Below are 21009 nucleotides of genomic sequence, written 5' to 3'. Positions count from 1 at the left end.
TACCTGGGCTGCCGCGAAAATACACTAGATGATGAGTGAAGCGGGCTGGAACCAGCCACAACTACTCGCATACCTCACAAGAAACTCGTCAGGAGAAACAATGAACGTCCCCTTCTGGGCCTGGGCAGCCTTCGTCGCGGTGGTAGTCATCATGCTTGCCATCGACCTGCTCGCTCACCGCGGTGCCCACGTCATCAAATTTAAAGAAGCGGCTATCTGGAGCGGCGTCTGGGTGGGCGTCTCCGTCATTTTCGGGATCGTGATCTTTATTGGTTTTGGCAGTGGTCCGGGCCTGGACTACACGACAGCCTGGCTCTTGGAGAAGAGCCTCTCGGTCGATAACCTATTCGTTTTTGCGATGATCTTTGCCTACTTCCAGGTCCCAGCAGCCTTCCAACACCGAGTGCTGTTCTACGGCGTCATGGGAGCCTTGATCTTCCGTGGCATCTTCCTGGCGCTGGGCGTAGCTGTAGTGAGCAAGTTCGCCGCTGTGTTGTTCGTGTTTGGTGCCATTTTGATCTGGAGTGCCTGGAAGCTCATCAAAGGCCACGACGACACGATTGACCCCAGCAAGGGGTTGGCAGTCCGGGTGTTACGCAAATTCATTCCTATTTCTGATGAGTACCGCGGCACGAAGTTCATCGTGAAGGAGGCGGGCAAGCGCGTCGGAACTCCCTTGTTGGCGGTACTTGTCGCGATTGAGGCTGCTGATCTGGTTTTCGCTGTCGACTCGGTTCCAGCGGTCCTTGCTGTTTCCGACGAGCCGTTCATCGTCTACACCTCCAACGCGTTTGCCATCCTCGGGCTGCGCGCGCTGTATTTCTTGCTTGCCGGCCTGCTAGACAAATTCCACTACCTGGGCAAGGCGCTCGCGTTCATTTTGGCCTTCATCGGGATCAAACTCTTCCTTCAGGCTGGCCACAAGGTAATCAACGAGTCGATCCCCGAGATCCCCTCGCTGGCAAGCCTTGCCGTGATCGTGGTCGCTCTGACAGGAGCCGTCGTGTTGAGCATCCTGAAGCCTCAAACGTCCGAAGTAGACATCGCCACCGCCGATATGGCAGTGCCAGCCGAGGCGTCGGGCCAGTTCAAGGCTGTGAACACTGTTACCGACGAGGTAACCACCACCAAGGACACCTCAACCAGTCACGAACAGCGCTAGCTTCTTAGCGCTGCGATAGGCAAGAGGGCGTCGCCCCGCCGGATCCGATCCGACGGGGCGACAGCTTTCTGTCTCCGGCCAGATGGTTGACCAAAGCTTTAAGAGACGGCTGAAGATACCCGCTGTATCTGCACAACATGGCCGTCTCTATTAATAACTGCAACATCGCAGCTGGCCTTGCGAAGGCAGCCGCCAAGCACCTGTCCGAAGACGCGGTCATGCAAAGTTGTGGTTCGGTGTGACCCAAGCACGAGCATGTTTGCGCCCTTTGCGCGCTCCAGCAGCGCGGTGCTGACCTTGCCGCCGACACTGACCTTGGTAATTTCGGGGGAAACGGGAAGATCCTTCACCGCAGCCGCTACCTGGTTATCCAGCATGCATTCGGATCCGATTTTCAATTCGGTGTGTGACGTGAGGAGTGCCTCGACAATCGTGTCGCCTTGCCAGCAGTGCACGACTTCTACCGCCGCAGCCGTCCGAAGACCCTCGGCAAGCGCCCATTGTAAGGCGGACACACTCTCGCGTGACCCGTCAATACCCACAACGATGAATGGTGTCCGCGTCGATGCGTCCATGATGAATCTCCCAAAGGCTGAGGGCGAAATCGGTGCCTACCGGCGCCGAACCGTGGCTATGACGCTAGGCGGGTCGTCATCGGAACGTCAGGGCCAAAGGTCCCGAGCCAAACGGGTGAAAATATGCGGTGGTCTGTTGAATTGCCTCTTCACGGTTTTATCTGAGCACCGAACACCGCAGCTTGGGTGCGGCGTTGCATTCCAAGTTTTGTCAGCAAAGAGGACACATAGTTTTTGACCGTCTTCTCCGCCAAAAAGAGCGACTCGCCGATCTGCCGATTGGTCAGACCTTCCGCAATCAGATCCAAAATCTCGCGCTCACGCGCCGTGAGCGAATCCGCCCTGGTGTCGTGGGGCACGCCGTCCCGCAATCGGGTCAACAACTTTCCGGTGACTTGCGGATCCATGAGCGAGCCACCGGCGGCTACATGTCGGATCGCGTCGACCAGGGAGGCACCACGAATCTCCTTCAGTAGATATCCCGCTGCGCCGGCCATGACGGCAGCGAACAACGCAGCGTCGTCGTCATAGGAGGTAAGGATCAGGCACTTGATGTCGGGCATCGCTGAACGAATATCGCGGCAGACGTCGATACCGCTTCCGTCGGGGAGACGAGCATCCAGCACGGCGACATCTGGCCGAACCGCGGGGATACGGGCCAAGGCTTGAGCCACGGTTCCAGCGTCGCCGACTACTTCAATATCGGTTTCTGCGGAAATTAGTTCGGAAATCCCGCGGCGCACTATTTCATGGTCATCGAGGAGAAACACTCGGATGGGGGTCATGGGATCGGGACCGACCATTGGAGGCGCGTTCCTTTCGTCGGGGCGGATTCAACCACGAAGGTGCCGCGGTGGTTTTCCGCGCGGTCCAGCAGGTTTGCGAGACCACTGCGATGTACGGGTGAGCCGAAACCGACCCCGTCGTCCTGGACGTCCACCGCCAAGACTCCATCTGCGACGGAAACAACGACCGTCACCGTTGCCGCGCGCGCGTGCCTGACCACGTTAGTTAACGACTCGCGCAACACTGCCTGGACGTCGTCCCGCAGCGCCGGTGAGATGAGCGTGTCAATCGGTCCGACCAGTCTCACCTGGGGCGGAACAGGCATCGATGACGACGCCACCACGATGGTGTCGAGCAATTCGGAGCGGACGGATTCAGAATGGTTGAGAGCTCCCTCAAGCGAAAAGATGGACGCTCGGATCTGCCTAATAGCTGCGTCCAATTCGTCGACCACGGCGGAGAGTTTCTCTGTTGCAGGCGATGCGGTTAACGGCAGGACGCTTTGAACCGTGAGGCCGGTGGCGAATAGTCGTTGAATCACATGATCATGAAGGTCGCGGGCGATCCTGCCACGGTCTTCTAAAAGTGTCAGCTGATCCTTTGCTACCTGAGCATCGGCCAATCCCAACGCGATAGAAACCTGGCCAGCGAACGTAGTGGCCATATCAAGTTCTGCGAGCGAGAAAACAGGACGACCAGGCAGTCGCGCGGCTACTAACGTTCCTCGAGGACTAGTGACGCTTGCCAGTGGCAGAGCCATGACGGGGCCGAGCGGCACCACTTGTGTCAGATTCACCAAGTCGCTGCAGTCAGCGGCGTTGGCAATGCGAGAGGCTTGACCCGTATCAACGACAGCTTGGGAAAGCGTTCCCGGTGCCGGGTATTCATGGCCCTGCAGCACTTCTTCACTCACGCCGGTAGCTACCTCGACGCGAAAATAGCCCGATCGCGACGCGGGTAGCTCCACCGTGACCACGTCAGCACGTGCCAGCACCTTCACCCTGTCGGCTATTTCTCGTAGCGCATCGCTGCTGCCACCGGTGAGGAGGAGACGGGTAATCTCAGTCGATGCCTGAAGCCAATCCTGTTTGCGCTGGGCCTCACTGAACAAGCGCGCATTTTCGATTGCGACGGCGGCGGTACCCGCTAGTGAGAGTGCAAGATCTGTGTCGTCCGCGGTGAACTCGCCCGCCAAACTATCTGTCAGGTAGAGGTTTCCGTACACCTCATTACGCAATTTGATCGGGACACCAAGGAATGAATCCATCGGCGGGTGGTGAGGGGGAAACCCACTTGACCGCGGGTCGTCGGCAAGTCGGGCCAATCTGATCGGTTCGGGATTGTGAATAAGTGCGCCCAGCAAGCCTTTCCCGCGCGGCAGGTCCCCGATCTCATCGACCTGGTCGGGAGCCATTCCAGTATGAATAAACTTTTCCAACAGTCCATCGGAGCCGATCACCCCCAACGCCCCATATCGGGCACCCGTCAACTCGCAGGCTGTTTCCACCACGCGGGTCAGGACCAACGGAAGCGACAGCTCACCCAGGATCGATCTATTTGCGGCTACGAGCTTGCGCAGACCCGGTTCTGGTGAATTCAGAACAATCAGCTCCTCAGGCAGGGGGCGAGGGCACCCTCGGGGTCAACTGTGTCAGGTTCGTCCCCATTTACCCACCCCGACGCGTAGTAGCAGAACGCGGGGTCTGCAAAGTCGGGACCTTGGACCGTAGACCCGAACCTGCGGAAGGGACGACCGTGAGGTGCACGGTGTCAGCAGCTGCGGCGTCGGAACCCGCTCGGAGGTGGTGGTAACAATGGATCTTCCACTGGGATTGACCCTCATCCAATTGGACACTGTTCTGACTGCGGCAGGCCGCGCGCCCTCGCTGCACAACAGTCAGCCATGGAAATTTTCCATGACAACGGCGTCGATCCAACTGCATGCGGATCACTCGAGGGCGCTGCCGGGCACCGACCCGGATGGTCGCGAGATGCTTCTATCCTGTGGGGCAGCTTTGTTGAACCTTCGACTGGCGGTGGGACGCGCGGGCGTCGCTGCTCGGGTGACGCTATTTCCGGCTGGCGTTGATGGTCCGATCGCCAGCATCGAGAGTGATGGGGTTGGCCGACTCAGCCCGGAGTCTGCAGAGCTGGAGCGTGCGATTGTGCATCGCAGGACCAACCGGCGACCGTTCCTTGAAACCGACATCGAGCCAATGCACAGACGGCAGTTGGTCAGGGCCGCGCAACTCGAGGGCGCGACGGCAGAAATTATTGATGACCCAGCGAGGTTGGCAAGCCTGCGCCAGTGGTCGGCGGACGCGCATCACCTGCAGATGGCAGATCCGCTGTGGTTGCAGGAGTGGAAAAACTGGACAGGGCGGGTAGGGGGGCCGACGGAGTGCCACTGCGATCGGCGGGCCCGCCGCCAGCAGCGAACGATACCTGGACCTTCCGTGACTTCGGCCCAACAGGACGACCGGAACGCCTGCCAAATAAGGACTTTGAGCAGCAACCTTTAATTGTGGTGCTGGCGAGCTGGGCTGACAACGCGTTGAGTCAAGTCACTGCGGGTATCGCGATGCAACGAGTGCTACTGACCGCGACCAGCCTCGGATTATCAGCCTCATTTCTATCGCAGCTCGTAGAAGTACCGGGCGCGAGGCACAGCGTGCAATCGGTACTGGCAGAACCTGCCTACCCACAAGCTGTCTTACGCGTCGGGTTTGGCGGCCCGGTTCCTGCCACACCTCGACGGGCCGCCAGCGCGACAATGGTTGCCGAGGCAGGGGTGATCGCATTGACGCCGGCAGGGGATGGGACCTTGGTCCCGCCGGAAAGGGACCTTTTGCCGGGTGTTTCTCAGAGCCGCGAGACGGATGCTGATCTCAACCACTAGGGAAGAGGCATCATGTCAATCATCGCTCCCACCGCACCGCGTAATAGTTCGGAGCCGGACCTCGCAGCGAAGCCCTTGAGCCATTGGGCGACTTGGACGTTGGTTTTGCTTCGGGTCTCGACAGGATTCATCTTCCTGTGGGCCTTCTTGGATAAGGCATTCGGGTTGGGCTATTCGGCCACCAGCGCCAAGGCTTGGATTAACGGCGGTTCGCCCACCAATGGATTTCTCAAGTCCGTCGATGTCGGCCCACTGCAGTCGACCTTCCACAGCATCGCCGGAACATGGTGGGCTGACACGCTTTTCATGCTTGGTTTGCTGGTCGTAGGGGTCGCCCTGATCCTGGGAATTGGATTGCGACTTGCCGCTGCGGTGGGAATTTTGCTCATGGCATTGATGTGGATCGCGGAGTACCCCGTCGCCAGGTTCAATGTGGCAGGGGAGCCGACCGGGTCCAGTAACCCCCTGGTCGACTACCACTTCTTGTATGCGGTCGCGCTTCTCGTGGTGGCCGCCACGAACGCGGGCAACATGTGGGGCCTGGGGGCGCGCTGGGCGAAAATGTCTTTCGTCCTCAAGAACGCTTGGTTGAGATAACAGCACATGCAAGCGGGTCAACAGCAAATGCAGCAGGGGCGGACGAGAATCAATCGGCCCCTGCTGCATGCTTCGTTTCTCGGTACTGACGTTTGCCAGTGCCTACGACTTTCTCGCGGAGTTGCCCGCTATTCGGGCATCACGCTTTAGTTTTACCCTTGACGAAACCCCAGATCGAGGTTGCCACAAACAGTACGAGGCCGATGATTGCGAGCCACACTAGGCCCTTGATCACGAACCCCAGTACTGCGAAGGCGAGCCAGATTACCAACAAGACCACAATGAGCATTCCCATGTCAGTCAGTATGCCCACTCCGGCGTTTCGGTATGCAGTCGGGGATCAGAAAGTCGCGAGAGCGTGCAAATCCTTAGCCAAAAGTGAGGTTCCCGCGCGGGCCCGACAGCGTCACGAGCAGCGCTTCGGGTCCCTGTTCGACCGTCATCGCAATTCCTAACGCGCGGATCTGGCGGGAAACCGTTTTCGGATCCGGGTGCCGCACGCGAAGGCTGATCAGGGTGATCCCGGCCGCGGCATCTTCGGCCGGGTGCGTGGACCCCAGCCAGTCGATGAGGAACGGGGTGGTGGCCGACGTTGGCATTGTGAGCAACCAGGACAGCACGACGCCGTCGGGTCGGATGCGCTGCATTGCCGAGGCTGGCCCCGGGTCATAGCCCGCGTTCACAGCGTTGAGCCGCGCGCCGCGCGTGTCTGGAACGCCCACGGCCCAGTTCACCACTGTCGGTGTGTCAATCTCGTCGACCCGAAAGGGGCGGGGCCCGAGGTGGTCCCGCTGATCCTCGTCGATCCCAATAATTTCTAAGTAGCTTCGAGAGCCTAAACGAGCAAGCAGGTTTCGCGTTCCACGTCCCGCGTGGCTACCCCCTGGTGAGGGGGTGACGCCCAGTTGGCGGGCCAGCAGATCCGAGGTGGCCAGTAGGTCGGGGGTGGCGAGCACCAGGTGGTCCAATCGTTCCATGGCGGTATCCATGTGATCTCCTCTCGTAGCTCAGGCAGACTTCTTTGTTGCCCGTTTGCGAGGCGTCGGCTTTTCGGCGGCAGCCGCAGTTGGCGACTCGCCGGGCGCTGCGGCGGCCGCTCGGGCCTTCGCTGGAGCACTCTGGGCGGCAGGGGTCTTCGCCGCGGGCTTGGTTCTCACCGGAGTTTTGGCCTTAGCCCCAGTTTTGGCTGCTGGATGCTTGGGAGCTGCGGACGTCGCGGGACGCGTCCTGACTGAAGGTGATGTTCCGGCGTTCTTGTCCACGCTTCGTTGCAGCGCAGCCAGCAGGTCGAGAACCTCGGCGTCCTCTCCGTCCGAATCAGGCCGTTCGTTCGTAAAAGCCTCGCCGCCGTCAAGTTTGGCGTCGATCAACTGCTGCAGTTCCTCTCTGTAGCGGTCGGCGTGTTCCTCAGGATGGAAATCATCGGCGAAGCTGTCAATCAACGAACGGGCCATTTTTCTTTCGACGGGGGATATCTTCACGTCGCGGTCTAACGAGTCAAATTCGGCCGCCCTCACTTCGTCGGGCCACAGCAAAGTTTGAACGAGAAGCGCTCCGTCTCGAACGCGTAAGGCAGCAAGCCGAGTCTTCTGACGTAGTGCAAAGTTCACGATCGCGACGCGGTCCACATCGGCCAACGCTTCAGCCAATAAGACATAAGACTTGATGGAGGCCCCTGCCGGTTCGAGGAGGTAGCTCTTATCGAACAGTATCGGGTCGATCTGTTCTGAAGGAACGAAACTCAGAACTTGGATTTCCTTATCAGTGTTGATGGGAAGGCTCGCGAGGTCTTCGTTGGTGACGACGACCACTCGGCCATCCGACGCCTCATAAGCCTTCTGGATGTCGGCAAAATCCACCTTTTCGCCGTCCAATTCGCAGATTCTGCTGTACCGGATGCGTCCGCCGTCTGCTGCGTGGACTTGATGGAACCGAACGTCATGGTCCTCGGTGCCCGAGTACAACTTGACCGGCACGTTAACGAGCCCGAATGCGACTGATCCCGTCCAAATAGGTCTCATCGGTCCATGATGACGGCCTTGCTGATGCAGCGCCAGCGATACGCAGGATTTCTTCGGGAGACGTATCGGCTGCACCGGGCGCCGCTGTGTACGGCCATCCGACTCGGGCGTCGGATGGCCAGGTTGCCGAGGGCGAGGGCGAGGGCGAGGGAGAGAGAGAGGGGACGAATACGGCGGCAGTCGAAGTCGCGCCAGATCAGGTTATTCTGGCCATCCACCGAAGGAAATGGGAGTGGTGTACAAAAAATGGCCCACATTCGATGCGATTTCTTCTCCGAGGTGCTCGGACTCAGCACTTCGATGTCGGTGATATTGCCGCAGCGCGCTCCGAGCCAAGACGCGTCGGAGGCACCTGTTAGTACAAGTACCGTTGCTCCGCCCAACCCTCAGGTTCTCTATCTCCTTCACGGATTTACCGATGACGACACTGCCTGGATCCGTCGCACCTCCATTCAGCGATATGTGTCCTCGTTAGGCCTTGCCGTCGTGATGCCGCAGGTGCACCGGAGTTTTTACGCTGACGAGATCTACGGAAATAAGTACTGGACCTTCCTGTCGGAGGAACTTCCAGAATTGGTCGACGGTTTTTTCAAGGTCTCGAGCAGTCGCGAGGATACGTTCGTCGCTGGCGTTTCGATGGGTGGATACGGCGCATTCAAGTGGGCGTTGCGGCAGCCGGAACGGTTTGCCGCCGCTGCGAGCATTTCTGGATCCCTGGGCATGGCGACGCGTCCCCGCCCCGGAGACCCGAAGAAGGACCTGCTTGATCGCATTTTCGGGGATACCCTGATAGAAGGCACCAATGATGATGTGGGCTGGCTTGTGCAAAATTTTGACCAGGCAGCAGGCCAGATAGCAGAGCGCCCCGCTGGCCTCTCGGGGATTGTGATGCCGCAGCTGTATATGTGCTGTGGCACCGAGGACAACTTGATTCAGGAGAATGAAAAATTCCTTGCGTTAGCTCGGAGAAAGGGCGCCCCCGTCACTGCAGGTTTCGGCCCAGGAGGGCACGATTGGGACTACTGGGATGCTCGCATCCAAGATGTGTTGGCCTGGCTGCCGCTGCGGGGGCGGATCTGAGCTGCCTGCGCACTCTCAAGGGGCTCAGCGTGAGATGCGATAAATAGGTTCCCGCGTCAGCGGTGCCTAGGCTTGGATCCGTGATCATCGCTACCCACAACGGCAAATTCCACGCAGACGACGTTTTAGGCGTGGCGCTTTTACGCCATCTGCATCCTGACGCCACCGTGGTCCGGACTCGAGATGAGACTGTGCTGGCTGCCGCCGACATCGTTCTCGACGTCGGCGGCATATTCGATGTTGAATCCAGACGATTCGACCACCACCAGCTCAGCAGCGGCGCCCGGACGAACGGAATTCTCTACTCGGCATTTGGGCTTTTGTGGCGCGAGTACGGAACGCAATTTTGCGACGGCGACGAAAAGGTGAGTCGACGCATCGACTCTCGACTGGTCGAATCCATCGATGCTGTAGATAACGGCCAGGACCTCTACACCCTGAACGAGTTCAACACCCTTCCGTTCGACATCTCGAGTGTGTTGGGTCTTCTCAATCCGATCGACGGGCTGGGCGAGGCCAATTTCGATGATCAGTTCGACGTCGCCGTCCAGCTTGCCACCCAGATTCTCCTGCGTCTGAAGGCGAAATTTTCGCAAGATGAGGCTGCGGAGAAGTTGTTCCTGGAGCGCTATCAGGCGACGCCCGATCCCAGATACCTAGTGCTCGACGCATTCGTCCCACACGGGCGGATTGCCTCAGTGCAGCCAGAATTGCTGTACACGATGTTCCCAAATACCAACGGCGGCTGGACAATTCAGACCGTGCGGCCCAACGGATCCCAATTTGGCTCCAGGAAGCCTTTCCCGCAAGCATGGCGTGGGCTCTCCGGAGCCGAACTCGGCGCGGAGACGGGTGTGTCGGACGCGGTGTTCTGTCACAAAGCTGGATTCATCGCTGCGGCGCAGAGCCGGACCGGGGCCGAAGAGCTTCTCAGGCTTGCCATCGCGGACTCAGTGAATACTTAATTCTTCCCAGCCAGCCTTTCCTTCTTGACTGCATCTCCGAACACGTGTTCGATAGCAGTATGGCTGCTCCCTGGTATCTCAACGAGGAGATGCCGGCTCACATACCCAACGGGGCAATGGGCCGGATCCCCGTTATTTTGCGACTGGTACTGAGCGGCGAGGACGAAGAGTGGTGGCCTGGCCACGCAATCCGCTGGACTGCGGGCCACGTCATGGTTGCCTGGCAACAAACTCCGGGAGACACCGCGTCGGTTCGCCACATCTGGTTACGGGCCACAGATGTTCGTCGCAAAATATCTCGCCCCGCGATTTCGGGGGAAAACGTCGCCTAGCGCGAGGTACCGGACATCTGAATAGGCATCGGGAGTTGGTAGGTGTGGCTAGTGCGCCTCGGGCTTTGGTGCCCCCGGCAGGATTCGAACCTGCGCTCCCGCCTCCGGAGGGCGGTGCTCTATCCCCTGAGCTACGGGGGCGCGAAAAATAATGTTACCCGAAGCAAGGAGTCGCCGGAGCCAACAATGCCGCCACCGCGCGCGGTCCAATCCACACCCACGCCGGGAAGCCCCGCGTGGGTGTGTGCTGTCGTCATCGGTGACGTATCGCGCATCGAGAACTGTCCAGTACCGGTAAAACAGGCGGTGGAAATTTCCTAAGATAGGGGTGTGAACCCCGCACAGCTATCCGCTGCCATCCATGCTGCCCTGAGCGCTGCAGCCGCATCCGGCGGCTGGGTGATTGCCGCGACTGAAGAAATCACCGTCGAGCGACCCCGCTCGCGCGAACATGGCGACTATGCGACATCGGTCGCGCTGAAGATCGCGAAGCACCTCGCCCGCCCGCCGCGCGAGGTAGCCCAGCTCATCGCAGATCATCTGCGCCAGGTTGACGGAATTAGCGAGGTCGAGGTCGCAGGGCCGGGCTTTCTCAATATTCGGCTGGACGCGGCGGCTGCTGGCGCCGTGGTCACCGAGGTTCTCGCAGCGGGCGCTGAATACGGCCACGGCGACGCCCTTTCGGGCAAGAAGATCAACCTAGAATTTGTCTCGGCCAACCCGACCGGTCCCGTCCACATCGGTGGAGCTCGTTGGGCTGCGGTGGGCGATGCGCTGGGACGCGTCCTGAGCGCGCAGGGAGCTGACGTGGTGCGCGAGTACTACTTCAACGACGCTGGGGCGCAGATCGACCGATTTGCCTCTTCGTTGCTGGCTGCCGCACGCGGGCGGGAAACCCCGGAAAACGGTTACGCCGGAAGCTACATCACCGATATAGCAGCGCACGTCGCGGCAGTGGCTCCGCACGTCACCAGCATGGATGACGAAGCTGCGATGGCCGTCTACGCCAAGGTCGGTGTCGACCTCATGTTCACCGAAATCAAAGCAACGCTGCACAGCTTCCGCACCGACTTTGACGTCTATTTCCACGAAGATTCGTTGCACAGCTCCGGTGCCGTTGAACGGGCGGTCGACCGGCTGAAGACCTCCGGAAAGCTCTACGAAAAGGATGGCGCCTGGTGGCTTGCGTCCACCGAATACGGAGACGATAAAGACCGGGTGGTCATTAAGAGCGACGGCAACCCCGCCTACATTGCCGGCGACCTGGCGTACTTCTTGGACAAGCGCAGCCGCGGATTTGACTTGTGTATCTACATGCTCGGCGCTGATCACCATGGCTACATTTCTCGGTTGAAGGCAGCGGCCGCCGCCTTCGGCGATGATCCAGCCAGCGTCGAGGTTTTGATCGGACAGATGGTGAATTTGGTGGCAGGCGGACAGCCCGTCCGGATGAGTAAGCGTGCGGGCACGACGGTGAGCCTGGACGATTTGATCGACGCGGTGGGAGTCGACGCTGGCAGGTATGCATTGATCCGCTACTCGGTTGACACCTCGGTGGATCTCGACTTGGACCTATGGACCAAACAGTCGAGTGACAACCCCGTCTATTACGTCCAATATGCCCATGCGCGGCTTGCGTCGCTGGCCCGCAATGCGGCCGAGCTTGGGCTCGTTCCCGGCTCGGAGGACGCGCCCAAGTTCGATCCGGCAGTGCTCGATACCCAGCAGGAGTCCAACGTGGTCGCCCAGCTTGCAGCCTTCCCGAAGGTGATGTCCACGTCCGCGGAACTGCGTGAACCCCATCGGATTGCTCGCTACCTGGAGGACCTGGCTGGCACCTACCACCGGTTTTATGATGCGGTCAGAGTGCTTCCCCTGGGGGATGAGCCCGCGAGTGCGGCACACTACGCTCGCCTAGAGCTCTGTGCGGCTACCCGCCAGGTACTGGCTAACGGTCTTGGCGTTCTGGGCATCACGGCGCCGGAGCGGATGTGAGAGCGCATCCGGCAGGACCGCGGCACGGCGAGGTTGTTCCCGAGCGGCACGGCTACGCACCGGCTTCGGATCTGAACGCCGTGGACCCCAAAGTCTGGCCGCGATCACTTTCTCGCAGCAGCCTCGACGGATCGATGATGGTTGCAGGAAAAGATGTGCGCGATCTTGCCGCAGAGTTCGACACGCCGGTGATGGTGATCGATGAAGCCGACTTCCGTTCCCGTTGCCACGATTTCGCCGACGCATTCGGCTCGGCAAGTGCCATCCACTACGCCGGAAAAGCCTTTCTTTGTGGCGAGATAGCGCGATGGCTGAGTGAGGAAGGCATCGGCCTCGACGTCTGCACGGGCGGTGAGCTCGCGGTAGCACTACGGGCTGGATTCCCCGCCGAGCGCATTGCGTTCCATGGCTCCAACAAATCCGATGCCGAACTGCGAACCGCAGTCGACGCAGGAGTCGGCGCCATCGTCGTCGATTCGTATTACGAGATTGCTAGGTTGGTAGACATCGCCGAAGGCCGCGATGAGAACGCCGACCCTATTCCGGTGATGACGCGCATTACCGTCGGCGTCGAGGCGCACACCCACGAGTTCATCGCCACAGCGCATGAGGACCAGAAGTTTGGGTTTTCACTTGCGGCGGGGGATGCTGCCGAGGCCGTGAGGCGCATCGTTGCCTGCCGTGGCCTCGTTCTGATGGGCCTGCACAGCCACATAGGTTCGCAGATCTTCGATCCCAGTGGATTTGAGGTCGCGGCGCACCGCGTGGTGGGGTTGCTGGGATCAATCACCGCCGAACACCCGCAATTGCTGGCAAGCATCCGCACGCTGGACCTCGGCGGGGGGCTCGGCATCGCTTACACCTCGGATGACGATCCGACCCCGCCCGACGCGATGGCGAAGTCGTTGCAGGACATCGTGAGTCGCGAGTGCCAAGCCGCAGGACTCGTGGCGCCGAAGATTGCTGTCGAGCCTGGCCGGGCCATCGCTGGCCCCGGGACCATCACGGTGTACGAAGTCGGAACCATCAAGGATGTCACCTTGGATGGGGGCCACACCCGTCGCTACGTATCCGTAGATGGCGGCATGAGTGACAATATCCGGACAGCACTATACGACGCCGATTACACCGTCGTCCTTGCCTCGAGAACCTCGACCGCCCCGGCGATTTCGTCGCGCGTGGTGGGAAAGCACTGCGAGAGCGGCGACATCGTGGTTCGAGACTGCTACCTGCCTGATGATCTTGCAGTGGGGGATCTGATCGCCGTCGCAGCGACCGGTGCCTACTGTTATGCCATGGCGAGCAACTACAACCGGGTGCCTCGGCCAGCAGTAGTAGCCGTGAAAAACGGCGTGGCCCGCACAGTCCTGCGCCGCGAAACCGACAACGACCTCATGCGTCTGGAGACCTGGTGACCAATCCAAAACAAGCACCCAAGCAGCCTTCGCTGATCCCCGGCATCAGCCTGCTGACGCTGGGCGCGGTACTCATCATCGTGCTGCTGATCAACCCCAACATGTCACCCGGAACCAAGGCAGTTATTGCTGTACTGGTCGTCTTGGTGGTGCTGGCACTCCTGGCGTTCGCCATTCGGATGTGGCTCAAGGCGAGTCGCCCCGGAGGTTCCAGATGAGCGCGCCACCGTTCGATCGCACCATCAGGGTGGGGTTGTTGGGTTGCGGCGTCGTGGGGTCGGAGGTTCTTCGGCTGTTGACCGAACAGGCGGACGAGATCACGGCTCGGGTAGGCGCTCCGGTGCTTGTCGCTGCCGTCGCGGTGCGGAGCCCGCACAACTACCCAGCGGTCGATCCCTCGCTCCTAACGACGGACTCCGCCGCGCTGGCCGCGGACCCCACCATCGATGTTGTCATCGAAGTAATGGGCGGTCTTGAGCCAGCCCGAGAGCTATTACTGACGGCCCTCAACCGCGGCGCTGGCGTGGTTACCGCGAACAAGGCACTGCTCGCAGCGCACGGACCGGAGCTTTATGAGGCAGCCGATGCGAGCGGCGCCAACCTTTATTTCGAGGCTGCCGTCGCCGGCGCGATCCCGCTGATTCGCCCGATTCGCGAATCCCTTGCCGGAGACCGCATCTCGCGCATCATGGGGATTGTCAACGGGACTACCAATTACATCCTGTCCGCGATGGATGCCAGTGGTGATTCCTACGACGATGCGCTCGCAGAGGCTACCCGGCTCGGATATGCCGAGGCAGATCCGACGGCAGATGTCGAAGGGTTTGATGCAGCGTCGAAGGCCGCAATCTTGGCCTCCCTCGCGTTCCACACCCGGGTGTCGGTCGATGACGTGCATCGCGAGGGCATCTCACAGGTCTCCGCTGCCGTCATTGCCGCGGCTGACGAGATTGGTTGCACCGTAAAGCTTCTCGCAATTTGCGAACGCGTCAGCGATGGTTCAGGGGAACGCATCTCGGCCCGGGTGCACCCGGTGATGTTGCCGCGTACCCACCCGCTGGCGAGCGTCAACGGTGCCTATAACGCGGTGTATGTCGAAGCGGAAGCTGCTGGGAAGCTGATGTTCTACGGCCCCGGCGCCGGCGGGGCCCCCACAGCATCCGCGGTGATGGGTGACCTGGTTACCGTCGCGAGGAACAAACTTGTAGGGGGTCGTGGCCCTCGTGAATCGGCCTACGCGGATCTGCCGCTGCAGCCGATAGGTGACGTTCCCACCATGTATCACATCTCGATGGACGTGGACGATAGAGCGGGAGTCTTGGCCCAGGTAGCGAAATGCTTTGCTGACCATGGTGTTTCGATCTCGACAGTGCGCCAGCAGGGGACCGGCAACGATGCCACCTTGGTGGTCGTCACACACACCGGAGTCGACTCCGCGCTGGCAGCAACCGTGAACGAACTCGGAGAAATGACCGCGGTCCGTAAAGTGAACTCGGTGATGCGGGTGGCCAACGCTGAATAGGTGCAGGTTCCCGCCCGCACCATCCCTCGCATTTTGCTGGCAATCCGCATAACCCTTCGCACGTGGAAGACAAACATATGACGAAAACCGTTGCCTCGCCCCTGGCTGGCGCCACGCATACCCGGTGGCCCGGACTCATCACCGCTTACGCCGACCGAGTCGCGATCCCGGCCGGCGCCAAGGTTATTACCCTTTTTGAAGGGGGAACCCCGTTGCTCCCCGCGCCTGCGCTGAGCGAGATAACCGGGATGCAGGTGTATCTCAAGATCGAAGGGGCGAACCCGACCGGCTCGTTTAAGGACCGCGGGATGACGGTTGCCGTCACTCACGCTCTCGCGAACGGGGCGAAGGCCGTCATCTGCGCGTCAACGGGAAACACCTCCGCCTCCGCCGCTGCCTATGCCGCCCGCGCGGGGATCACTAGCGCGGTCCTGATTCCGCAAGGAAAGATCGCCGCTGGGAAACTGGCGCAGGCGGTCGCCTACGGCGCAAAGATCTTGCAGGTGCAGGGAAATTTTGACGACTGTTTGGAATTGGCACGCAAAGTCGTGGTTGATCATCCAGAAATTGCCCTGGTCAACTCCGTCAACCCCGTCCGTATCGAGGGGCAGAAGACGGCGAGCTTCGAAATCTGCGACGTCCTGGGCCGTGCGCCCGATGTGCACCTACTGCCGGTCGGTAATGCGGGCAACATCACGGCATATTGGAAGGGTTACAAGGAGTATCACGCTGATGGTTTGATTGATCAGCTACCGCGGATGTTCGGTTTCCAAGCGGCTGGCTCTGCCCCGTTAGTTCTCGGGCACCCCGTCAAGAACCCGCAAACCCTCGCCACCGCTATCCTGATCGGCTCTCCCGCTTCGTGGACCCAAGCCATCGATGCGCGGGACAGCTCACACGGCTTGATTGACGCCGTCACCGACGACCAGATCCTTGCTGCCTACCGCCTGCTCGCCAGCAGGGAGGGCGTTTTCGTGGAACCGGCCTCTGCGGCCTCGGTCGCCGGCTTGCTGCTCACCTCGGGTGATGGCCGACTTGCGCCGGGCTCGCTGGTTGTCTGCACGGTCACCGGCCATGGACTGAAGGATCCGGCCACAGCGTTGTCTACGCTGACGGATCCTGTCGTGGTGCCAGTCGATGCCGGCGCCGTCACCGAGGCACTGGGACTGCAGTGATGGCGTCTGTATCGACGTCGCAACCAGATGCGAGAGGCGGCGAGTATCGAGTAACGGTGCGCGTGCCTGCCACTTCGGCGAACCTCGGGCCGGGGTATGACTGCTTCGGACTTGCCATGGCGCGCTACGACGAAGTGACCGCGCACATTATCGAAGGCCCATCCCAAGTTCGGGTGCGCGGTGTTGGCGCGCGCACGGTGCCGTTGGACGATAGGCACCTGGTTCTGCGAGCGGCCGCCAGAGTGTTTGCCCGCTCGGGGGAGAGCGCCCCCGCGCTGGCTCTCGAGTGCGTCAATCGGATTCCGCACGGGGGCGGCCAAGGCTCGTCCGCGGCGGCGACCGTCGCCGGGATGATGCTGGCTCGAGCGCTGGGTGGGCCCGCCGCGCAGGCGCTCACCGATGACGACATCCTTGCACTGGCAACCGAAATGGAGGGTCATCCAGATAACGTCGCGCCGGCGATTTTTGGTGGTTTGACTGTGTCGTGGACGCCCGTCGAGCGGGCGGTCAAGACCATCCGCGCGCAGGTGCACCCCACTATTGAGCTGGTGGTGTTCAGCGCGCAGACTCACAGTTCGACCAAAGCGGCCCGAAATATGTTGCCAATGAACATCTCTCACCGTGATGCCGCGGCTAACTCGGCGGCTACCGCGGTCCTGCTGCACGCGCTCACCGTCGATCCTTCCTATTTGATGGACGGAACCGTCGACCTACTGCATCAGAGCTACCGGTCTTCTGCCATGCCTGCGTCGGCGAACTTGGTCGCGCGACTGCGATCTGCCGGGGTTGCAGCAGTCATTTCTGGCGCGGGTCCGTCGGTTCTCGCGCTGTCGACCGGGGCACTTGACCTGGCGCCGTGGGACGGCGTCCAGGGGTTCACTAGTGACAGGCTTGGTGTGGACGCGGCGGGCGCGATAGTTAAAGCTGCCACGACCGGCGACGAAGCAGGTCCAGCATATTCCGCCAGCTCTGCGATTGACCCGGGGAAAAACGACACGCCCTAGCGGTGTTGTGGTAGCGCGAATGTTGTGATTACAGTAGGGACTGATCGCCGGCAGGGTGGGTAACCGCCGGGAACCCGCGTTGAGGTTGCAGTCAAGCGCCTCGTCACATTCGCCAGTTTGAACTCACTTCGCCCTACGGCGCAGGCTTGTTCAGCTCAGGTGCATCTTCGGTGATCACCTCATACCTTGCCCGGTTTGGGCCAGGACTTGCCGTCGCATTTCATGGCGACGCACATACCCGCCGGAGAAAAGTCCGGGCGGACAGGAAGGATCTTCGTGAGCGAGACCACGGAGCAGCTCGAATCCCCGAACGCCAAGCGCGGATCCGGTTTGTCGAGCATGGTTCTACCCGAACTCAAGTCCCTCGCCGGACAATTGGGGCTCAAGGGCACCTCAGGGATGAAGAAGGCCGATCTGGTGGCCGCTATCTCGGCACGTCAAAGTGCCGGCAGCAGCTCGGCCTCGCGTCAGGGTGCAAGCGATACCGCGCCCGCAGCACGAGGTCGGCTCTCGGCAACTTCCGCTGCAGATTTGCGGCAACCTGAAACGAACCAGACGCCGTCCACGCGTCAACAGGCGGCTCATGACGAAGCCCCGCGCAGTGAAGCCCCGCGCAGTGAAGCCCCGCGCAGTGAAGCCCCGCGCAGTGAAGCCCCGCGCAGTGAAGCCCCGCGCAGTGAAACGCGGCGCGGCTCCGCAACACGCGCTGCCGGACCTGCCGCGCAACCAGAACAACCGATTCTTTTCCCCAGCGCGGCGGCTGCATCCGCCCCCGATGCCGGTTCTACGGCACGGGTGGACACCGGCAGTTCGTCGTCGGCACCTGCTGACGACAGAGCAACCAGCGGCATGTCCGAAGAGGTGCCATCCAGCCGCGACCGGACCAACCGGCGGAACAGGCGTAACCGGCGCGATCGCACCGATAGCTATGGCGATTCGCCCGAAGGCACTAACGCCTCAAGCTCCCACCCCGCAGGCGCTCACTCCGAGACGCCTCATGGCGCAGGCAGCCATAGCGGGGTCGGTGGCGGCGCCAGCGAAGTAGCTGACAATCTCGGCGCGTTGGAAACTGTTCTCGATAACGCCGTGGGAACCATCAGCGGCACTTCGAATCAAAACACCCGGACCAACCGGGAAAACCAAAGCCGGGATGGCCAGGGCGGCCAAAGCCGGGATGGCCAGAACCGCAATAATCCGCGCAACAACCAGAACCGGGACAACCAGAGCCGGGACAACCAGTCCCGCAGCACGGCAAACCGGGACAGTCAAAATTCGTCCAGCCAGGGCGATGACGACGACTTGGATGAAAATGGTCGACGTCGTGGCCGCCGTTTCCGCGACCGGGATCGCAACCGGCGGGGGCGCGAGCGCTTCACCGAAGGCCCCACCGATGTCGAAATTCGCGAAGATGACGTCTTGCTTCCCGTCTCCGGAATTTTGGATGTTTCCGATTCGTACGCGTTCGTCCGCACTTCCGGGTACCTGACCGGATCCAACGACGTTTACGTATCGCTGTCACAGGTGCGAAAGGGCGGACTCCGCCGCGGCGATCACGTCACCGGCGCCGTCCGTGCGCCGCGGGATGGAGAAGCCGCCCGGCAGAAGTTCAACGCGCTGGTCCGCCTTGACACCGTGAATGGGCTGGATCCGGAGCTTGCGAAGGATCGCCCCGAGTTCACCAAGCTGACGCCGCTGTATCCGAACGAGCGCCTGCGACTTGAAACTGAGTCGAATATCCTCACGACCCGCGTCATCGATTTGGTGATGCCGGTGGGTAAGGGACAGCGCGCACTGATCGTGTCGCCGCCCAAGGCCGGAAAAACGTCGGTGCTTCAGGCGATCGCCAATGCCATCGCCACCAACAATCCGGAATGCCACCTCATGGTGGTCCTCGTTGATGAGCGACCCGAGGAAGTAACGGATATGCAGCGCAGCGTCAGGGGGGAGGTCATTGCCTCCACCTTCGACCGGCCGCCGTCAGATCACACCCAGCTGGCTGAATTGGCCATCGAGCGGGCCAAGCGGCTCGTCGAAATGGGTCGAGATGTGGTGGTGTTGCTCGACTCCATCACCCGCCTCGGCCGCGCATACAACTTGGCCGCGCCCGCTTCGGGACGTATTTTGTCCGGTGGCGTCGATTCGACGGCGCTGTTCCCGCCGAAACGCTTCCTCGGCGCCGCACGCAACATCGAAAACGGCGGTTCGCTGACCATCTTCGCCTCCGCGCTCGTAGAAACTGGCTCTGCTGGCGACACCGTGATCTTCGAAGAGTTCAAGGGCACTGGAAACGCGGAGCTGAAGCTGGACCGGCGGTTGGCAGATAAGCGAATGTTCCCAGCTATCGATATCGACCAGTCGTCGACGCGTAAGGAAGATTTGCTGCTGGCACCTGAGGAATTGGTGATCGTCCATAAGTTGCGCCGCGTGCTGGCAGCGTTGGATGCTCAGCAGTCGCTCGACTTAGTACTCGGTCAGCTTCGCAAGACGCGGAGCAACATCGAGTTCTTGATGCAAGTCGCTCAAACCACGCCGGGGTCGAACACTGACTGATCGCTCCCGCTACATCGCTGAAAGGCGCTGCGTGTCACTCGTCGAGTGGTGGCGAGGCACACGGGGCGCCTTTCGGCAATTTTGGGTGCACCCGGCTGGCTCGCGCGCGCCCTAAGCTATATGGCTATGACCGCACCCCTCGATGTCCTTGCCAAGGCGCCGTACATGCTCCTCGTGACGTTCCGCAAAGACGGCACTCCCGTCCCTACGCCGGTATGGACTGTGCGGATTGGCACCGAGCTCTGGGTCTGGACGAGTCCCACCGCCGGCAAGGTGAAAAGAATCCGCCGGGACGCTCATGTGCAGGTGAGTCCGTGCACGCGCACCGGTGGACAGATCGGCGACCTGGTGGATGCCACGGCGAGAATCGGGGGCGACGCCGAAACCTCTCTGGTGCTCGGAGCTTTGGTAGAAAAATATGGTTTCCAGGCGCGCATCACTCAGCTGCCCAACCTCGTCAACCGGCTGCTGCGTAAACCGCCCCGGCCTGCTGGGACTCTGGCCATATCGATGCCCTAGTTGCGGTGACCCAGCTGCGCCGACCTCCTTCGGGCTGGGCGAGGAATAACGTGAACGGACGCCGACGTTTAGCATTATTAGGTGAGCTTCTGGCACACTCGAGTCCATACATCCGGTTCCGGTTCCCGTGCGCGCGCCCGCGTCCACGATCCGGCGACCACCAGGAAAAGGAACACCATGAAGGCCGGCATTCACCCCGCGTACCACGACACCGCTGTTAGCTGCGGTTGTGGCAATGCATTCACCACTCGTTCGACCAAAGAGGGCGGCAGCATCACCGTCGAAGTCTGCTCCAACTGCCACCCGTTCTACACCGGCAAGCAGAAGATTTTGGACACCGGCGGCCGCGTAGCCCGCTTCGAGGCTCGCTACGGCAAGCGCTCCCGCTAGCTTCTTCCACGGCGCCCGTTTG

The 21009-nt window shown here is 61.0% G+C and carries 23 protein-coding genes and 1 tRNA gene; 16 read left to right on the top strand and 8 right to left on the bottom strand.

The window, feature by feature from the left end; genetic code table 11:
• Positions 1 to 100: 100 nt before the first annotated feature.
• Entirely contained in the window at positions 101 to 1162 is a 1062-nt protein-coding gene (locus EH165_RS08530; protein WP_124799088.1) for a TerC family protein, read from the top strand.
• Between the two features lie 98 nt (positions 1163 to 1260).
• Here EH165_RS08530 and EH165_RS08525 read toward each other — a convergent pair whose 3' ends face one another.
• From EH165_RS08525 to EH165_RS08515, 3 genes are all read right to left on the bottom strand, one after another.
• Positions 1261 to 1737: a universal stress protein gene (locus tag EH165_RS08525; RefSeq protein ID WP_124799087.1), complete on the bottom strand. Its 477-nt coding sequence runs from the start codon at positions 1735 to 1737 to the stop codon at positions 1261 to 1263.
• Between the two features lie 149 nt (positions 1738 to 1886).
• Positions 1887 to 2540: a response regulator gene (locus EH165_RS08520; RefSeq protein WP_239020498.1), complete on the bottom strand. Its 654-nt coding sequence runs from the start codon at positions 2538 to 2540 to the stop codon at positions 1887 to 1889.
• Positions 2519 to 4048 carry a sensor histidine kinase gene (locus tag EH165_RS08515; RefSeq protein WP_277870490.1) on the bottom strand — a complete coding sequence of 510 codons (1530 nt, stop codon included), beginning with the start codon at positions 4046 to 4048 and terminating at the stop codon, positions 2519 to 2521. The genes EH165_RS08520 and EH165_RS08515 overlap by 22 nt, the downstream gene beginning before the upstream one ends.
• A gap of 289 nt (positions 4049 to 4337) precedes the next feature.
• Here EH165_RS08515 and EH165_RS16185 point away from each other — a divergent pair, with 289 nt between their 5' ends.
• The 3 genes from EH165_RS16185 to EH165_RS08505 are packed head-to-tail and all read left to right on the top strand — an operon-like array spanning position 4338 to position 6019.
• Positions 4338 to 5045 carry a nitroreductase family protein gene (locus tag EH165_RS16185; protein WP_239020497.1) on the top strand — a complete coding sequence of 236 codons (708 nt, stop codon included), beginning with the start codon at positions 4338 to 4340 and terminating at the stop codon, positions 5043 to 5045.
• Positions 5046 to 5047: 2 nt separating this feature from the next.
• A complete protein-coding gene (locus EH165_RS08510; protein WP_239020496.1) occupies positions 5048 to 5422 on the top strand; it encodes a nitroreductase family protein in 375 nt (124 codons plus the stop codon).
• A gap of 12 nt (positions 5423 to 5434) precedes the next feature.
• Entirely contained in the window at positions 5435 to 6019 is a 585-nt protein-coding gene (locus tag EH165_RS08505) for a DoxX family protein (RefSeq protein ID WP_124799084.1), read from the top strand.
• Positions 6020 to 6158: 139 nt separating this feature from the next.
• Here the strand turns inward: EH165_RS08505 and EH165_RS15430 are convergent, their stop codons facing one another.
• The 3 genes from EH165_RS15430 to ku all read right to left on the bottom strand — a co-directional run bounded on the left by EH165_RS15430 (position 6159) and on the right by ku (position 8040).
• A complete protein-coding gene (locus tag EH165_RS15430) occupies positions 6159 to 6314 on the bottom strand; it encodes a hypothetical protein (protein ID WP_164479162.1) in 156 nt (51 codons plus the stop codon).
• A gap of 73 nt (positions 6315 to 6387) precedes the next feature.
• Positions 6388 to 7008 (bottom strand): VOC family protein, encoded by a 621-nt coding sequence (locus EH165_RS08500; RefSeq protein ID WP_206425867.1) that lies wholly within the window; start codon positions 7006 to 7008, stop codon positions 6388 to 6390.
• Positions 7009 to 7026: 18 nt separating this feature from the next.
• Positions 7027 to 8040 (bottom strand): non-homologous end joining protein Ku, encoded by a 1014-nt coding sequence (gene ku, locus EH165_RS08495; RefSeq protein ID WP_124799083.1) that lies wholly within the window; start codon positions 8038 to 8040, stop codon positions 7027 to 7029.
• 246 nt (positions 8041 to 8286) lie between these two features.
• Here ku and EH165_RS08490 point away from each other — a divergent pair, with 246 nt between their 5' ends.
• From EH165_RS08490 to EH165_RS08480, 3 genes are all read left to right on the top strand, one after another.
• On the top strand, positions 8287 to 9120 hold the full coding sequence (locus EH165_RS08490; protein ID WP_124799082.1) for an alpha/beta hydrolase: 834 nt from the start codon (positions 8287 to 8289) through the stop codon (positions 9118 to 9120).
• Between the two features lie 80 nt (positions 9121 to 9200).
• Complete coding sequence (locus tag EH165_RS08485) at positions 9201 to 10085, top strand: MYG1 family protein (protein WP_124799081.1); 885 nt, start codon at positions 9201 to 9203, stop codon at positions 10083 to 10085.
• A 59-nt stretch (positions 10086 to 10144) separates the two neighbouring features.
• Entirely contained in the window at positions 10145 to 10417 is a 273-nt protein-coding gene (locus tag EH165_RS08480; protein ID WP_206425866.1) for a hypothetical protein, read from the top strand.
• A gap of 66 nt (positions 10418 to 10483) precedes the next feature.
• Here the strand turns inward: EH165_RS08480 and EH165_RS08475 are convergent.
• Together EH165_RS08475 and EH165_RS16515 are read right to left on the bottom strand one after the other, a co-directional pair.
• Positions 10484 to 10558 (bottom strand) — tRNA-Arg (locus EH165_RS08475).
• Positions 10549 to 10674 carry a hypothetical protein gene (locus tag EH165_RS16515; protein ID WP_277870488.1) on the bottom strand — a complete coding sequence of 42 codons (126 nt, stop codon included), beginning with the start codon at positions 10672 to 10674 and terminating at the stop codon, positions 10549 to 10551. Before EH165_RS16515 ends, EH165_RS08475 begins: the two co-directional genes overlap by 10 nt.
• 73 nt (positions 10675 to 10747) lie before the next feature.
• Here EH165_RS16515 and argS point away from each other — a divergent pair, with 73 nt between their 5' ends.
• From argS to rpmE, 9 genes are all read left to right on the top strand, one after another.
• Complete coding sequence (argS, locus tag EH165_RS08470) at positions 10748 to 12412, top strand: arginine--tRNA ligase (RefSeq protein WP_124799080.1); 1665 nt, start codon at positions 10748 to 10750, stop codon at positions 12410 to 12412.
• Positions 12409 to 13827 (top strand): diaminopimelate decarboxylase, encoded by a 1419-nt coding sequence (lysA, locus tag EH165_RS08465; protein WP_124799079.1) that lies wholly within the window; start codon positions 12409 to 12411, stop codon positions 13825 to 13827. The genes argS and lysA overlap by 4 nt, the downstream gene beginning before the upstream one ends.
• Complete coding sequence (locus EH165_RS08460; protein ID WP_124799078.1) at positions 13824 to 14045, top strand: hypothetical protein; 222 nt, start codon at positions 13824 to 13826, stop codon at positions 14043 to 14045. Before lysA ends, EH165_RS08460 begins: the two co-directional genes overlap by 4 nt.
• Complete coding sequence (locus EH165_RS08455; RefSeq protein ID WP_124799077.1) at positions 14042 to 15349, top strand: homoserine dehydrogenase; 1308 nt, start codon at positions 14042 to 14044, stop codon at positions 15347 to 15349. Before EH165_RS08460 ends, EH165_RS08455 begins: the two co-directional genes overlap by 4 nt.
• A 77-nt stretch (positions 15350 to 15426) precedes the next feature.
• A complete protein-coding gene (thrC, locus tag EH165_RS08450; RefSeq protein ID WP_124800405.1) occupies positions 15427 to 16524 on the top strand; it encodes a threonine synthase in 1098 nt (365 codons plus the stop codon).
• Positions 16524 to 17528 carry a homoserine kinase gene (gene thrB / locus EH165_RS08445; protein WP_124799076.1) on the top strand — a complete coding sequence of 335 codons (1005 nt, stop codon included), beginning with the start codon at positions 16524 to 16526 and terminating at the stop codon, positions 17526 to 17528. The genes thrC and thrB overlap by 1 nt, the downstream gene beginning before the upstream one ends.
• Before the next feature lie 276 nt (positions 17529 to 17804).
• Positions 17805 to 20078, top strand: a complete 2274-nt coding sequence (rho, locus tag EH165_RS08440; protein WP_239020494.1) for a transcription termination factor Rho — start codon at positions 17805 to 17807, stop codon at positions 20076 to 20078.
• Between the two features lie 126 nt (positions 20079 to 20204).
• Positions 20205 to 20597 (top strand): PPOX class F420-dependent oxidoreductase, encoded by a 393-nt coding sequence (locus EH165_RS08435; RefSeq protein ID WP_124799074.1) that lies wholly within the window; start codon positions 20205 to 20207, stop codon positions 20595 to 20597.
• A 177-nt stretch (positions 20598 to 20774) separates the two neighbouring features.
• Positions 20775 to 20987: a 50S ribosomal protein L31 gene (gene rpmE / locus EH165_RS08430; protein ID WP_124799073.1), complete on the top strand. Its 213-nt coding sequence runs from the start codon at positions 20775 to 20777 to the stop codon at positions 20985 to 20987.
• Positions 20988 to 21009: the final 22 nt, after the last annotated feature.

Origin of the sequence: Nakamurella antarctica (assembly GCF_003860405.1) — a bacterium.
Lineage (GTDB): Bacteria > Actinomycetota > Actinomycetes > Mycobacteriales > Nakamurellaceae > Nakamurella > Nakamurella antarctica.
This window is presented reverse-complemented; position numbering and strand designations above follow the sequence as displayed.